The sequence below is a fragment of the Streptomyces sp. NPDC001606 genome, assembly GCF_053596835.1.
On record NZ_JBSFHC010000008.1, the window covers coordinates 18,916 to 32,755 of the forward strand.

The following is a 13,840-nucleotide window of genomic DNA, read 5'->3' on the forward strand; positions in this document are numbered from 1 at the left end:
AAAGACCCGGCGCCCGTACTGCATTCGATCTTGCTCAGCCGACCGGAAATGGACTATACCTGTCGGCGTTTCCAGCACGACCCTGCACGATCCTGCATGACCCTGCACTACCCAGCACGACCAGCCCGCGGTGCCGGGGAGGATCCGGTTCACCGCCTGAGTCCTGGAGAAGGCGAGGACTTGAGCATGGGATCCACTTCCGAGCACGGCGTCGAGGGTGTCGGCCGGCGCGAACTGATCAAGCGGTCTGCGGCGCTCGGCCTGGTCGCGGCACCGGGCATGGGCCTGCTGTCCGCGTGCGCCAGCAGCGGGGGCGGCGGCCAGAGCAAGGCCAAGGCCGGCGAGAAGACCGCCAGGAACCCGCTCGGCGTCAACGACAGCGCCAAGATGGAGTTCGTCCTCTTCGACGGCGGCTTCGGCAAGGAGTACGCCGAGGACGCGGTGAAGGTCTACGAGAAGGACTTCCCCAAGGCCACGGTGAAGTTCGCCGCCACCCAGAAGATCCAGTCCACCCTCCAGCCCCGCTTCAACCAGGGCAACCCGCCGGACCTCATCGACAACTCCGGCGCCGAGCAGATGGACATGGGGGTGCTCGTCGGCAAGAACCAGCTGGCGGACCTCACCCCGCTGCTGGACGCGCCGTCGTACGACGACCCGAACAAGAAGGTCCGGGACACGCTGCGCCCCGGCATCGTGGAGATGGGCCAGTTCGACGGCAAGCCGGTGTGGGTCCTCTACTACGCCTACACGGTCTACGGCGTCTGGTACTCGCAGAAGGCCCTCGACTCGCTCGACGAGAAGTACCCGCAGACCTGGGACGAGATGCTGAAGGTCTGCGAGAAGGCCAAGAAGAAGGGCATGGCGGGCTGGACCTACGCGGGCAAGTACCCGTACTACCTCCCCTTCTCCCTCTACCCGATGATCGGCAAGGTCGGCGGGCGCGAGGTGCTCGACGCCATCGACAACCTGGAGCCGGGGGCCTGGAAGCACCCGGCGGTCAAGGCCTGCTTCGAGGCGTACTACGAGCTGTTCAAGAAGGGCTACATCCTCCGGGGGACCCCGGGCCTGGACCACATCCAGTCGCAGACCGCCTGGGCCGAGGGCAAGGCGCTGTTCATCCCGAACGGCTCCTGGGTGGAGAACGAGTCGGCCAACGTCATCCCGAAGGACTTCGACCTCGCGGTCTCGGCGCCCTCCGGCATCGACAGCTCCGACAAGCTGCCGTTCGGCACCATCTGGGCGTCCGGCGGCGAGCCGTTCATCGTGCCGGCCAAGGCCGCGAACCCCGAGGGCGGCATGGAGCAGCTGCGCATCATGCTGTCGGAGGCCTCCTCGAAGAACTTCACCGCCAAGGTGAAGTCGCTGACCGCCTACAACGGCGGCACCAGCGGCATCACCCTCACCCCGGGCCTGAAGTCGGGCGTGGCGGCCCTCCGGCTGGCCGGATCCAACGTGGTGAATCCGCGGCTCCAGGACTGGTACGTGCAGTTGCAGAAGGAGAAGATCGGGGTGGCCGGTCTCGGCGAGATGATGGCGGGCCGGCTCACCCCGGCCGAGGCGATCCAGAAGATCCAGGGTTTCGCCGACGAAGCGGCCAAGGACAGCTCGATCAAGCACTACAAGCACCAGTAAGCGCCCAGCAACCGCACCTGACCGCACCGGAGTGGCGATGCAGCACGGCAAGTACCGGTTCATCGTGGGGTTTCTGGCAGTGCCCCTGGGACTGTACGCGCTCTTCGTGGTGTGGCCGTTCATCCAGTCCATCTACTACTCGTTCACGGACTGGACCGGCCTGAGCCCCGAATTCAAGATGGTCGGCTTCCAGAACTACTCGAGAATGCTCGACGACGACATCTTCTGGAAGTCGCTGGAGCACAGTCTGCTGTTCGCCCTGGTGCTGCCCCTGGTGACGATCGGTCTGGCCCTGTTCTTCGCCTTCATGATCAATGTGGGCGGACGGCGGAGACGGGGCGGCCCGGTGATCTCGGGCGTGCGGGGTTCCGCCTTCTACAAGATCGTGTATTTCTTCCCGCAGGTGCTGTCCATCGCGATCGTGGCGCTGCTGTTCCAGTTCGCGTACAACCCGGACAGCGGCGCGGTCAACTCCGTGCTGCGGGGGATCGGCCTCGGCTCCGTCCAGCCGCTCTGGCTGGGCGACCCCGATCTCGCGCTGTGGTGTGTGATGGCGGTGCTCGTCTGGTCCACGGTCGGGTTCTTCGTGGTGCTGTTCTCCGCGGGCATGGCCTCGATCCCGGCCGAGCTGTACGAGGCGGCGCTGCTGGACGGGGCGAGCCGGGCCACCACGTTCTTCCGGGTCACCCTGCCGCTGCTGTGGGACACCGTGCAGTCCGGCTGGGTGTACATGGGCATCCTCGCGCTCGGCGCCGAGTCCTTCGCGGTCGTGCAGATCATGACGACCGGACCGGGCGGGCCCGACTACTCGACCACCGTGCTGGTCCTGTACGTGTACCAGAAGGCGTTCCGGGACGGTCAGGCCGCCTACGCCACCACCATCGGCGTCGCCCTGCTCGTGGTCACGCTCGCCTTCGCGGCGATCGTGATGAAGCTGGGCCGTCGCGAGCGGCTGGAGTTCTGAAGCGATGAAGACGACCGAGACCCCCGCCCCGCTGCCGGCCGAGTCCGGCGCGACCGTCTCCAAGACCGACGTCCCGCCGCCGCGGCCCGCCCGTCCGCAGCGGGAGGGCGGTGTCCTCAACGCCTTCTCCCACGGGGTGCTGGTCATCTGGGCGATCATGGTGGTGATGCCGCTGCTGTGGGCGGTGATGACCTCCTTCAAGGACGACCGCTCGATCTTCAGCTCGCCCTGGGCCCTGCCGCACACGCTGCACTTCGACAACTGGGCGCGGGCCTGGACCGACGCCAACATGAGCGACTACTTCCTCAACACCGTCCTGGTGGTGGGCGGCTCGCTCGTCGGCACGCTGGTGCTCGGCTCGATGGCGGCCTATGTCCTGGCCCGCTTCGACTTCCCGGGCAACCGGTTCATCTACTTCCTGTTCGTCGGCGGCATGAGCTTCCCGATCATGCTGGCGCTGGTCCCGCTGTTCTTCGTCGTGAACAACATGGGCCTGCTGAACACGCTCCACGGCCTGATCCTGGTCTACATCGCGTATTCGCTGCCGTTCACGGTGTTCTTCCTGACGGCCTTCTTCCGTACGCTGCCCACCTCGGTGGCGGAGGCCGCCTTCGTGGACGGAGCTTCCCATACGCGAACGTTCTTCCAGATCATGCTCCCGATGGCCAAGCCCGGCCTGATCAGCGTGGGGATCTTCAACTTCCTCGGCCAGTGGAACCAGTACATGCTCCCCACGGTCCTCAACACGGACCCCGACAAGCACGTCCTCACCCAGGGACTGGTCCAGCTGGCGGTCAGCCAGGGCTACAAGGGTGACTGGTCCGGCCTGTTCGCGGGCCTGGTGATGGCCATGCTGCCGGTGCTCGGGGCGTACATCGTCTTCCAGCGCCAGGTGGTCCAGGGGCTGACCGCGGGGGCGCTGAAGTAGCCCCGGGACCCGCTGCGCGGTGACGCCGCGCGACCGCTCGTACGCACGCCGCTTCCCTTCGGGGGCGGCGTGCACGCGTATGTCCGGGTCCCCGGAAACGGTTCAACCTCTTGACGGAAGGCGACCCGAACAGCTCAGCTTAGAGTTCACTAGTTGGACATACGCGGGGCCTCGCCGAAGCGGCCCCGCGCTCAGGAGGTCGTCGTGGAGACTCCAGGGTCGCAGTCGTCGCTGCACCGAGCCAACCTGGAGCGGGTGGTCCGGGCCGTACGCCTGGCCGGGTCCCTCACGCAGGCGGAGATCGCGCGGACGACCGGTCTGTCCGCCGCGACCGTCTCCAATATCGTGCGGGAGCTGAAGGACGGCGGAACCGTCGAGGTCACGCCCACCTCGGCGGGCGGGCGGCGCGCCCGCAGCGTCAGTCTGAGCGGGGACGCCGGCATCGTCATCGGAGTCGATTTCGGGCATACCCATCTGCGCGTCGCGATCGGCAACCTCGCCCACCAGGTGCTGGCCGAGGAGTCCGAGCCGCTGGACGTCGACGCCTCCGCCGCGCAGGGCTTCGACCGGGCCGAGGAGCTGGTCAGTCGCCTGATCGCAGCAACGGGCGTGGACCGGTCCAAGGTGGCCGGGGTGGGGCTCGGCGTGCCGGGTCCGATCGACGTGGAGTCGGGGACGCTGGGCTCGACCGCGATCCTGCCGGGCTGGGGCGGCACCAAGCCCGCCGAGGAGCTGCGCGAGCGGCTCGGCGTGCCGGTGCACGTGGACAACGACGCCAACCTCGGCGCCCTCGGGGAGCTGGTCTGGGGCGCCGGCCGGGGGGTGCGCGACCTCGCGTACATCAAGGTCGCGAGCGGTGTGGGCGCCGGTCTGGTCATCGACGGGAAGATCTACCGCGGCCCGGGTGGCACTGCGGGCGAAATAGGACATATTACACTCGATGAATCCGGCCCGGTCTGCCGTTGCGGAAACCGCGGCTGCCTGGAGACCTTCGCGGCCGCGCGCTATGTGCTGCCGTTGCTCCAGCCCAGTCACGGCCCCGACCTCACCATGGAGGGCGTCGTACGGCTGGCCAGGGACGGAGACCCGGGCTGCCGTCGGGTGATCGCCGACGTCGGCCGCCATATCGGCAGTGGAGTGGCCAATCTCTGCAATCTGCTGAACCCGAGCCGGGTGGTGCTCGGCGGTGATCTCGCCGAGGCCGGTGAGCTGGTGCTCGGGCCGATCAGGGAGTCCGTCGGCCGCTACGCCATCCCCAGCGCGGCGCGCCAACTGTCCGTTCTCCCCGGGGCACTTGGTGGTCGCGCGGAGGTGCTGGGGGCGCTCGCCCTCGCCCTCAGCGAGATGGGTGATTCAACCCTTTTGGACGGCACTCCGCCGGTCGCCACCCCTGCCTTCACTTAGAGAACGGATGGCACCGTTGCCATCTCGTTAAGGATTTACTTCTTGACGTCGCACGTGTGGCCGAGTTGACTTCCAGCCACCTCGGCCGCAACGACGCGGCCTCGTCAGGGAGGTTTCTGAAGTGAACGCACGTATGCGTCGTGCCGCCGTTGCCGTTGCCGCGGGTGCCATGGCCGTCTCGCTGGCCGCCTGTGGCAGTGCCAAGGAGTCGAAGGGCGGCACCTCTTCCTCGTCGGCCCCGAAGGGCGACAACATCAAGGTCGGTCTCCTGCTTCCGGAGAACAAGACCGCGCGTTACGAGAAGTTCGACCGCCCGCTGATCGAGAAGAAGATCAGCGAGCTGACGCACGGCAAGGCGACCATTCAGTACAACAACGCCCGCCAGGACGCGAACCTTCAGGCCCAGCAGGTCGACACCATGGTCACCAACAAGGTGGACGTCCTGATCGTGGACGCCGTCGACGCCAAGGCCATCCAGAACTCCGTGCAGAAGGCCGTGGACGCCGGCATCAAGGTCGTCGCCTACGACCGCCTCGCCGAGGGCCCGATCAGCGCCTACACCTCGTTCGACAACGAGGAGGTCGGCAAGACCCAGGGCCAGGCCCTGCTGAAGGCCATGGGCAGCAAGGCCACCAAGTCCTCCAAGATCGTCATGATCAACGGCTCGATCACCGACCCGAACGCCGCCCAGTTCAAGAAGGGCGCGCACTCCGTCCTCGACGGCAAGGTGACCATCGCCAAGGAGTACGACACCAAGGAGTGGTCGCCGGACAACGCCAACTCCGAGATGGAGGCGGCGATCTCCGCGGTCGGCAAGGACAAGATCGCGGGCGTCTACTCCGCCAACGACGGCATGGCCGGCGGTATCATCACCGCCCTGGACGCCGCGGGCATCAAGGTCCCGGTCACCGGCCAGGACGCCGAGCTGGCCGGTGTGCAGCGCATCGTCGCCGGTACCCAGTACATGAGCGTCTACAAGCCGTACGCCCCCGAGGCCGACGCCGCCGCCGAGATGGCCGTCGCGCTCGCCCAGGGCAAGTCGCTGGACTCCGTCGCCAAGGACAAGGTCTCCAGCAACTCCCAGAAGGACGTCCCCTCGGTGCTCGTCCCGGTCACCTCGCTGACCCAGGCGAACATCAAGGACACCGTCGTCAAGGACGGCGTGTACACGGTCAACGAGATCTGCACCGCCGACTACAAGGCCGCCTGCAAGAAGATCGGCCTCCAGTAGGCGGACCGACCTTCGGTCACCCGGCCCGGTCCCTTCCCCTGAAACGGGCATCCGCTCTTGAATGCCCCTGGGGAACACGGCCGGCCGCCCCAGGCTCCTCCGGTGCCCCGCGCACTCATACAGCCCCGCAAGCTCGGCGCGGGGCGCCGGACGGAACTACCCCCCCAAACTTTCTGCACAACCTCCCGCCGGGTCAGGCGGCGAAGGAGATGGTTCACGTGTCCGCTACGCCCGTGCTGGCGTTGCGCGGGGTCTCCAAGCGATTCGGTGCCGTTCAGGCGCTCACCGACGTAGAGCTTGAGGTCCACGCCGGTGAGGTGGTCGCCCTGGTCGGCGACAACGGCGCCGGAAAGTCCACGCTGGTCAAGACGATCGCCGGCGTGCACCCGATCGACGAGGGTGCCATCGAGTGGGACGGCAAGCCCGTCACCATCACCCGTCCGCACGACGCCCAGGCCCTGGGCATCGCGACGGTCTACCAGGACCTCGCGCTGTGCGACAACATCGATGTCGTCGGCAACCTCTTCCTCGGCCGAGAGCTGAAGAAGTGGGGCGTCCTGGACGAGGTCGAGATGGAGCGCCGCTCCCGCGAGCTGCTCACCACGCTCTCGATCCGCATCCCCAGCGTCCGTATCCCGATCGCCTCGCTCTCCGGCGGTCAGCGCCAGACCGTGGCCATCGCCCGCTCCATGCTCGGCGACCCCAAGCTGGTGATCCTCGACGAGCCCACCGCCGCCCTCGGCGTGGAGCAGACCGCCCAGGTCCTCGACCTGGTCGAGCGGCTGCGTGAGCGCGGCCTCGCCGTCATCCTCATCAGCCACAACATGGCGGACGTGAAGGCGGTGGCCGACAAGGTCGCCGTACTGCGCCTCGGCCGCAACAACGGCGTCTTCGAGGTCAAGACGACCTCCCAGGAGGAGATCATCTCCGCCATCACGGGCGCCACCGACAACGCCGTGACCCGCCGTGCGGCGCGCACGACCGGGGAGGTTTCCAAGTGAGCATCGACAAGACCTCCGCGAACGCCGACAAGGCGAGCCTCGACAAGAGCGCCGAGACGGCGCAGGCGGTGGAGAACCCCGAGGCCGCGGTTCCCTCCGTCGCCGCGGTCGACCCCCGGCTGCTGGTCCGCCAGGAAGGCATCCTCGGCTACTGGGACGAGTTCAAGCGCAAGATGAAGGCCGGCGAGCTGGGCTCCCTGCCGGTCGTCGTGGGCCTCGCGATCATCTGTGTGATCTTCCAGGTCCTGAACTCGAACTTCCTGTCCGCGCAGAACATCAACGACATCACCATCACGATGGTCGGCACGGGCATGATCTCGGTCGGCATCGTGTTCGTGCTGCTGCTCGGCGAGATCGACCTGTCGGTCGGCTCGGTCAGCGGCGCGGCCAGCGCCCTCGCCGGTGTCCTCGCGGTGAACCAGGGCTGGCCCGAGTGGGCGGCCGTGCTGGTCGCCGTCGCCGCCGGTGTCGCCATCGGCGCGCTGCACGGCTTCTTCTTCGCGGTGCTCGGCGCCCCCGCCTTCGCCGTGACGCTGGCCGGTCTGCTGTTCTGGCTCGGCTTCATGCTGAAGGTGCTGGGCGCGGACGGCACGATCAACCTCGACCCCCACGGTCTGGTCGGCAAGCTCACCACGTACTACTTCTCCGACGTCGCCGCCGCCTACGGGCTCGCGGTCGTCGTGGTCGCGGTGTTCTTCCTCACCTCCTTCCTGAGCAACCGGCGCCGGGAGGCCGTGGGCGTCCCGTCCCGGCCGCTCAGCGACACCCTGCTGCGCACCGCGCTGCTGGCCGTGATCGCCTTCGCCGCCGCCTACATGTACAACCAGTGGAAGGGCCTGCCGCTGGCCACGGTCGTCTTCCTGGCCTTCCTGGTCGGCACGGACTTCCTGCTGCGCCGTACCGCCTACGGCCGCAAGATCTTCGCCCTCGGCGGCAGCGTCGAGGCCTCGCGGCGTGCGGGCATCAACGTCACCGCGGTGCGGATCTCCGTGTTCGCGATCTCCGGTGGCTTCGCGGCGATCGGCGGTCTGTTCCTGGCCTCGAAGATCGCGTCGGCCAACCAGAGCGCCGGTACCGGTGACCTGCTGATGAACGCGATCGCCGCCGCGGTGATCGGCGGTACCTCGCTGTTCGGCGGCCGCGGCCGCACCTGGAACGCGCTGCTGGGTGTGCTGGTGATCGTCTCGATCCAGTACGGCCTCCAGCTGGAGTCCATCGCCGAGCCGGTGAAGTACATGATCACCGCCGCGGTGCTGCTGACCACCGTCGTGATCGACTCGATCACCCGGAAGACGCAGAAGACGGCGGGACGCGCGTAACAGCGCCGTCTCACCGAACGGGCGTGGGGCCGAAACAGCCCCACGCCCCTTTTTGTGTTGCCGGAGCCGCAAATTGCCAGGGCTGTCGTGTGCCGCAAAGTCGGAACATTAGACTCTGGCGAGTCCGGTAACAAGCTCGATCAGCTCTATTGCAAGGAGGCACGGGGTGCCGCTGCTGACCCGCATCAGGGGACCGCGCGATCTGGACCGGCTCAGCCTGGAGGAGCTGGACCAGCTGGCAGAGGAGATCCGGAGCTTCCTCGTCGAGGCCGTCTCGAAGACCGGCGGTCACCTCGGTCCCAACCTCGGTGTGGTCGAGCTGACCATCGCCCTGCACCGCGTCTTCCACTCCCCGAAGGACAAGGTGCTCTGGGACACCGGCCACCAGTCCTATGTGCACAAGCTGCTCACCGGCCGGCAGGACTTCTCCAAGCTCAAGATGAAGGGCGGCCTGTCCGGCTACCCCGCGCAGGCCGAGTCCGAGCACGACGTCATCGAGAACAGCCACGCCTCCACGGTGCTCGGCTGGGCCGACGGCATCGCCAAGGCCAACCAGCTCAAGCAGCGGGACAGCCGGGTCGTCGCGGTCATCGGTGACGGCGCGCTCACCGGCGGTATGGCCTGGGAGGCGCTGAACAACATCGCCGACGCCAAGGACCGGCCCCTGGTCATCGTCGTCAACGACAACGAGCGCTCGTACGCGCCGACCATCGGCGGCCTCGCCAACCACCTGGCGACCCTGCGCACCACCGACGGCTACGAGCGGTTCCTCGCCCGCACCAGGGAGGTGCTGGAGAAGACCCCGGTCGTCGGCAAGCCGCTGTACGAGACCCTGCACGGCGCGAAGAAGGGCCTGAAGGACTTCATCGCCCCGCAGGGCATGTTCGAGGACCTGGGCCTGAAGTACGTCGGCCCGATCGACGGCCACGACATCGAGGCGCTGGAGTCGGCGCTGGCCCGCGCCAAGCGGTTCGGCGGCCCGGTGATCGTGCACTGCCTGACCGAGAAGGGCCGCGGCTACCAGCCGGCCCTCCAGGACGAGGCGGACCGCTTCCACGCCGTCGGCAAGATCCACCCGGACACCGGTCTGCCGATCGCCACCTCCGGCGCCGACTGGACCTCCGTGTTCGGCGAGGAGATGGTGAAGCTGGGCGAGGAGCGGGAGGACATCGTCGCCATCACGGCGGCCATGCTCCAGCCGGTCGGCCTGGACAAGTTCGCCAAGCGCTTCCCCGACCGCGTGTACGACGTCGGCATCGCGGAGCAGCACGGCGCCGTCTCCGCCGCCGGTCTCGCCTACGCCGGGGTGCACCCGGTCTTCGCGGTGTACGCCACCTTCCTCAACCGCGCCTTCGACCAGGTCCTGATGGACGTGGCCCTGCACAAGTGCGGCGTCACCTTCGTGCTGGACCGGGCCGGGGTCACCGGCACCGACGGCGCCTCCCACAACGGCATGTGGGACATGTCGATCCTCCAGGTCGTGCCCGGGCTGCGGCTGGCCGCCCCGCGCGACGCCGACCAGGTCCGCGCCCAGCTGCGCGAGGCCGTGGCCGTCGAGGACGCGCCGACCGTGGTGCGCTTCTCCAAGGGCGCGGTCGGCCCCGCGGTACCCGCCGTGGGCCGGGTCGGCGGCATGGACGTGCTGCGCGAGCCCGGCACCGACAAGCCGGACGTGCTGCTGGTCTCGGTCGGCGCCCTCGCTCCGATGTGCCTGGAGGTCGCCGGTCTGCTCGACAAGCAGGGCATCTCCACCACCGTGGTCGACCCGCGCTGGGTCAAGCCCGTCGACGAGGCGATGGCCCCGCTGGCCGAGCGGCACCGGGTCGTCGTCACCGTCGAGGACAACAGCCGGGTCGGCGGTGTCGGCTCCGCCATCGCCCAGGCGCTGCGGGACGCGGGCGTGGACGTACCGCTGCGTGACTTCGGCATCCCGCCGCGCTTCCTGGACCACGCCTCCCGCGCCGAGGTGCTCGCCGAGATCGGGCTGACCGCCCCCGACATCGCCCGCCAGGTCACCGGGCTGGTCGCCAAGCTCGACGGCAGGTTCGACCGTCCGGCGGACGCCGTCGACTCCGTCGAACCGGCGCGCGACTGACGCCGTACGCACCCTCCCGGGCCGGTTGCGCCGCTTTCTGCGGTGGCGGAACCGGCCCGCTTGCGTGAACCTGCCAGTGCCGGGCATACGCTTCCCGACCCTCTGCGTGGGAGGTAGGTACGTGAGCAGCACGCTGTTCAGGACGAAGAACGTCGAGCAGTCCATCCGGGACACCGAGGAGCCGGAGCATTCACTCAAGAAGTCCCTCTCCGCGCTCGACCTGACCGTCTTCGGCGTCGGTGTCATCATCGGCACCGGCATCTTCGTCCTCACCGGACAGGTCGCCAAGAACAACGCCGGTCCGGCGGTGTCCCTGGCCTTCGTCGCGGCCGGCGTGGTCTGTGCGCTCGCCGCCCTCTGCTATGCCGAGTTCGCCTCCACGGTCCCCGTGGCCGGTTCGGCGTACACCTTCAGCTACGCCTCGCTGGGCGAGCTGCCCGCCTGGATCATCGGCTGGGACCTGGTCCTGGAGTTCGCGCTCGGCACGGCGGTGGTGGCCGTCGGCTGGTCCGGCTACATCCGCTCACTGCTGGACAACGCCGGCTGGCACCTGCCCGCCTATCTGTCCGGCCGGGACAACGCCTCCGGCTTCGGCTTCGACATCCTCGCCGCCGCCCTGGTCCTGGTGCTGACCGCCATCCTGGTCCTCGGCATGAAGCTGTCGGCCCGGATCACCTCGCTGGTGGTGGCCGTCAAGGTGGCCGTCGTCCTCATCGTGATCGTCGCCGGTTCCTTCTTCGTCAAGTCCGGCAACTACTCGCCGTTCATCCCGCCGGCCCAGCCGGTGCCGGCCGGCGGCAGTCTCAAGGCCCCGCTGATCCAGCTGATGTTCGGCTGGGCGCCCGCCAACTTCGGTGTGATGGGCATCTTCACCGCGGCCTCGGTGGTGTTCTTCGCCTTCATCGGCTTCGACATCGTCGCCACGGCCGCCGAGGAGACCCGCAACCCGCAGCGGGACATGCCGCGCGGCATCCTCGGCTCCCTGCTCATCTGCACGGTGCTCTACGTCGCCGTGTCCATCGTCGTCACCGGCATGGAGAAGTACACCAGGCTGTCGGTGGCCGCGCCGCTGGCCGACGCCTTCAAGGCCATCGGGCACCCCTGGTACGCGGGCGTGATCAGCTTCGGCGCGGCCGTCGGTCTGACCACCGTCTGCATGATCCTGCTCCTCGGCCAGACCCGGGTCTTCTTCGCGATGAGCCGGGACGGCCTGCTGCCCCGCTTCTTCTCCCGCGTCCACCCCCGGTTCAAGACCCCGCACCGGCCCACCATCCTGCTCGGCGTGATCATCGCGATCGTGGCCGGCTTCACCAGCCTCAGCCAGCTGGCCGAACTGGTCAACATCGGCACCCTGTTCGCGTTCGTCGTCGTCGCGATCAGCGTGATCATCCTCCGCCGGACCCGTCCCGACCTGCCGCGCGCCTTCCGCACCCCGTGGGTGCCGTTCGTCCCGATCCTGTCGGTGTGCGCCTCGCTGTGGCTGATGCTCAACCTGCCGGCCGAGACCTGGCTCCGGTTCGCGATCTGGATGGTCATCGGCTTCGCGGTCTACTTCTTCTACGGCCGCACCCACAGCCGCCTCGCCCTGCGCGAGCAGACCCCGGCCGGCGAGGTCCCCCAGCCACCCCCGGGAAACGCGCCGTAGGCGCTGCTGTTTCTGAAGCGGCTCAGCACCCTGGGGCGGTCGGAGGCGGCGTGCCGGCAGCCGCTGGGACGGGCCCGGCGGCACATGGCGGCCGGCCCGGCCGCGCTTCTAGCCGACCGTCAGGAGCGCCAGGAGCCGGCGACCCGGTTCTTCGACGCGCTGAGGGACGGCGACATGGGCGGGCTGCGACAGCTGCGGCCACTTCCCGCTGAGCCGTCGACCGCGAGGCGCGCCGGTCCTCAGCCGAGCACCGCGCGCGGTCCCGTCACCTCCGCGCCCAGCTCGGTCACCCGGCGGCGCAGCTCGCGGTCGGCGGTGACGACCAGGCAGGGGCGGTCGCCGGCCGCGGCCGCGAGGTCCACGATCCGGTCGTCGCCGCTGCCGGACGCCTCCTCGATCCGCACCCCGGGTACGGCGGCCACCCCGCGGGCCGCGCCCTCCAGCACCAGCACCAGCTCCACCGGCCCGCCCAGCCCCGCCACACCGGAGCGCGCGTACGGCACCAGCCGGTCGCGCAGCCGCTCGGCGGCGGCCCGGCGGTCCCGCCACCAGCCGTCGGGCACGGACCCGACGACATTGGCGCCGTCGACGAGGAGGAGGGGGAGGGGAAGGGCGTCGGTCATGGCGTCAGGGTGTCATCGAGGGGTTCGGGCCGCAGCGGCGTCGCGGAGGAGTGCGGCGAAGGTCAGGGCGGCGGGGGTGAGCGTGTGGTCGGCCATACGGACCAGGAGGATACGGCGGATGGGGGCCGGCGGCTTCAGGGGCAGGACGTCGACGCCGGGTCGGATGCCCTCCAGGGCCAGGGTGGGGGCGAGGGCGACGCCGATGCCGGCGGCGACCATGGCCTGGGCTTCCTGGTAGTCGTGGGCCTCGTAGGCGATGTGGGGCTCGAAGCCGGCGGCGCGGCAGCCGCGGACGAGGGCTTCGGCCACCGGGTGATGGTCGGCGCGGGTGATCCAGGGGTCGTGTGCGAAGTCGGCGAGTGAGGCGGTGTGACGGCCGGCGAGGGGATGGTGGTCGCTGACCAGAAGGGCCGGCGGGTCATCGAGGAGGGGGGTGATGACGATGTCCTCCCGGTCGATGCGGCTCCAGTCGTAGTCCCACATCAGCGACATCTCGATCTCCCGGTTCTCCAGCATGGTCCAGAGTCCGGCGATGCGGGCGCTGCGGACGGTCAGCCGTACGTCGGGGTGGGCGTCCCGGAAGGCGGTCACGGCCTGCGGGAGGAGCGAGGCGCCGACGGTGGGGAAGGTGCCGATGCGCAGGGTGCCCGCGCGCAGGCCGGCGAAGTCGGCGAGTTCGTTTTCCGCGGCCCGCAGTTCGCGTTCGATCCGTTCCCCCCGTTCGGCCAGCGCCCGTCCGGCGTCGGTGACGGTGACGCCCCGGGCGTGGCGTTCCAGCAGGGGCTGTCCCGCCTCCGCTTCCAGGCGGCTGATCTGCTGCGACACCGCTGACGGTGTGTAGTTGAGGGCGCGCGCGGTCGCTGTCACCGAGCCGCGCCGGGCGACCTCCGTGAACAGCAGGATGCGCCGGACGTCGAGCATGCCGCCACCTCCAGCGTTCACTTCAGCTTAATAGCCATAAAGATTTCCGAGATTGTACTTCACGCTGCCGTCACCCA

Annotated in this window: 11 protein-coding genes and 1 pseudogene; 10 read left to right on the top strand and 2 right to left on the bottom strand. The window is 68.9% G+C overall.

What is annotated here, in order from left to right:
* The first annotated feature begins 186 nt into the window (after positions 1–186).
* The 10 genes and pseudogenes from ngcE to ACWCV9_RS16885 all read left to right on the top strand — a co-directional run.
* Positions 187–1,632, top strand: coding sequence for an N-acetylglucosamine/diacetylchitobiose ABC transporter substrate-binding protein (gene ngcE / locus ACWCV9_RS16840; RefSeq protein ID WP_450787398.1), 1,446 nt, complete (start codon positions 187–189; stop codon positions 1,630–1,632).
* A 37-nt stretch (positions 1,633–1,669) separates the two neighbouring features.
* Positions 1,670–2,596, top strand: coding sequence for a carbohydrate ABC transporter permease (locus ACWCV9_RS16845; RefSeq protein WP_450787400.1), 927 nt, complete (start codon positions 1,670–1,672; stop codon positions 2,594–2,596).
* A gap of 4 nt (positions 2,597–2,600) precedes the next feature.
* Positions 2,601–3,524, top strand: a complete 924-nt coding sequence (locus ACWCV9_RS16850) for a carbohydrate ABC transporter permease (protein WP_450787402.1) — start codon at positions 2,601–2,603, stop codon at positions 3,522–3,524.
* Between the two features lie 204 nt (positions 3,525–3,728).
* Positions 3,729–4,928, top strand: coding sequence for an ROK family transcriptional regulator (locus ACWCV9_RS16855; protein ID WP_385840571.1), 1,200 nt, complete (start codon positions 3,729–3,731; stop codon positions 4,926–4,928).
* A gap of 133 nt (positions 4,929–5,061) precedes the next feature.
* Positions 5,062–6,159 carry a substrate-binding domain-containing protein gene (locus ACWCV9_RS16860; RefSeq protein ID WP_450787694.1) on the top strand — a complete coding sequence of 366 codons (1,098 nt, stop codon included), beginning with the start codon at positions 5,062–5,064 and terminating at the stop codon, positions 6,157–6,159.
* Positions 6,160–6,368: 209 nt separating this feature from the next.
* On the top strand, positions 6,369–7,160 hold the full coding sequence (locus ACWCV9_RS16865) for an ATP-binding cassette domain-containing protein (RefSeq protein WP_450787404.1): 792 nt from the start codon (positions 6,369–6,371) through the stop codon (positions 7,158–7,160).
* Complete coding sequence (locus ACWCV9_RS16870; RefSeq protein WP_450787405.1) at positions 7,157–8,479, top strand: sugar ABC transporter permease; 1,323 nt, start codon at positions 7,157–7,159, stop codon at positions 8,477–8,479. The genes ACWCV9_RS16865 and ACWCV9_RS16870 overlap by 4 nt, the downstream gene beginning before the upstream one ends.
* Before the next feature lie 166 nt (positions 8,480–8,645).
* A complete protein-coding gene (gene dxs / locus ACWCV9_RS16875) occupies positions 8,646–10,574 on the top strand; it encodes a 1-deoxy-D-xylulose-5-phosphate synthase (protein ID WP_450787406.1) in 1,929 nt (642 codons plus the stop codon).
* 121 nt (positions 10,575–10,695) lie between these two features.
* On the top strand, positions 10,696–12,219 hold the full coding sequence (locus ACWCV9_RS16880; protein WP_450787408.1) for an amino acid permease: 1,524 nt from the start codon (positions 10,696–10,698) through the stop codon (positions 12,217–12,219).
* A 24-nt stretch (positions 12,220–12,243) separates the two neighbouring features.
* Positions 12,244–12,414, top strand: a pseudogene (locus ACWCV9_RS16885) (RNA polymerase subunit sigma-24); the annotation flags it as partial.
* Between the two features lie 44 nt (positions 12,415–12,458).
* Here ACWCV9_RS16885 and ACWCV9_RS16890 read toward each other — a convergent pair.
* Both ACWCV9_RS16890 and ACWCV9_RS16895 read right to left on the bottom strand, forming a co-directional pair.
* On the bottom strand, positions 12,459–12,842 hold the full coding sequence (locus ACWCV9_RS16890) for a PIN domain-containing protein (protein ID WP_385840577.1): 384 nt from the start codon (positions 12,840–12,842) through the stop codon (positions 12,459–12,461).
* A 12-nt stretch (positions 12,843–12,854) separates the two neighbouring features.
* Complete coding sequence (locus tag ACWCV9_RS16895; RefSeq protein ID WP_450787410.1) at positions 12,855–13,763, bottom strand: LysR family transcriptional regulator; 909 nt, start codon at positions 13,761–13,763, stop codon at positions 12,855–12,857.
* Between the last annotated feature and the right edge of the window lie 77 nt (positions 13,764–13,840).

Excerpts from the sequence above, each read along its gene's own strand:
- ngcE (WP_450787398.1), top strand. The coding sequence starts at position 187 with ATGGGATCCACTTCCGAGCACGGCGTCGAGGGTGTCGGCCGGCGCGAA.
- ACWCV9_RS16845 (WP_450787400.1), top strand. The coding sequence starts at position 1,670 with ATGCAGCACGGCAAGTACCGGTTCATCGTGGGGTTTCTGGCAGTGCCC.
- ACWCV9_RS16850 (WP_450787402.1), top strand. The coding sequence starts at position 2,601 with ATGAAGACGACCGAGACCCCCGCCCCGCTGCCGGCCGAGTCCGGCGCG.
- ACWCV9_RS16860 (WP_450787694.1), top strand. The coding sequence starts at position 5,062 with ATGCGTCGTGCCGCCGTTGCCGTTGCCGCGGGTGCCATGGCCGTCTCG.
- ACWCV9_RS16865 (WP_450787404.1), top strand. The coding sequence starts at position 6,369 with ATGGTTCACGTGTCCGCTACGCCCGTGCTGGCGTTGCGCGGGGTCTCC.
- ACWCV9_RS16890 (WP_385840577.1), bottom strand. The coding sequence starts at position 12,842 with ATGACCGACGCCCTTCCCCTCCCCCTCCTCCTCGTCGACGGCGCCAAT.
- ACWCV9_RS16895 (WP_450787410.1), bottom strand. The coding sequence starts at position 13,763 with ATGCTCGACGTCCGGCGCATCCTGCTGTTCACGGAGGTCGCCCGGCGC.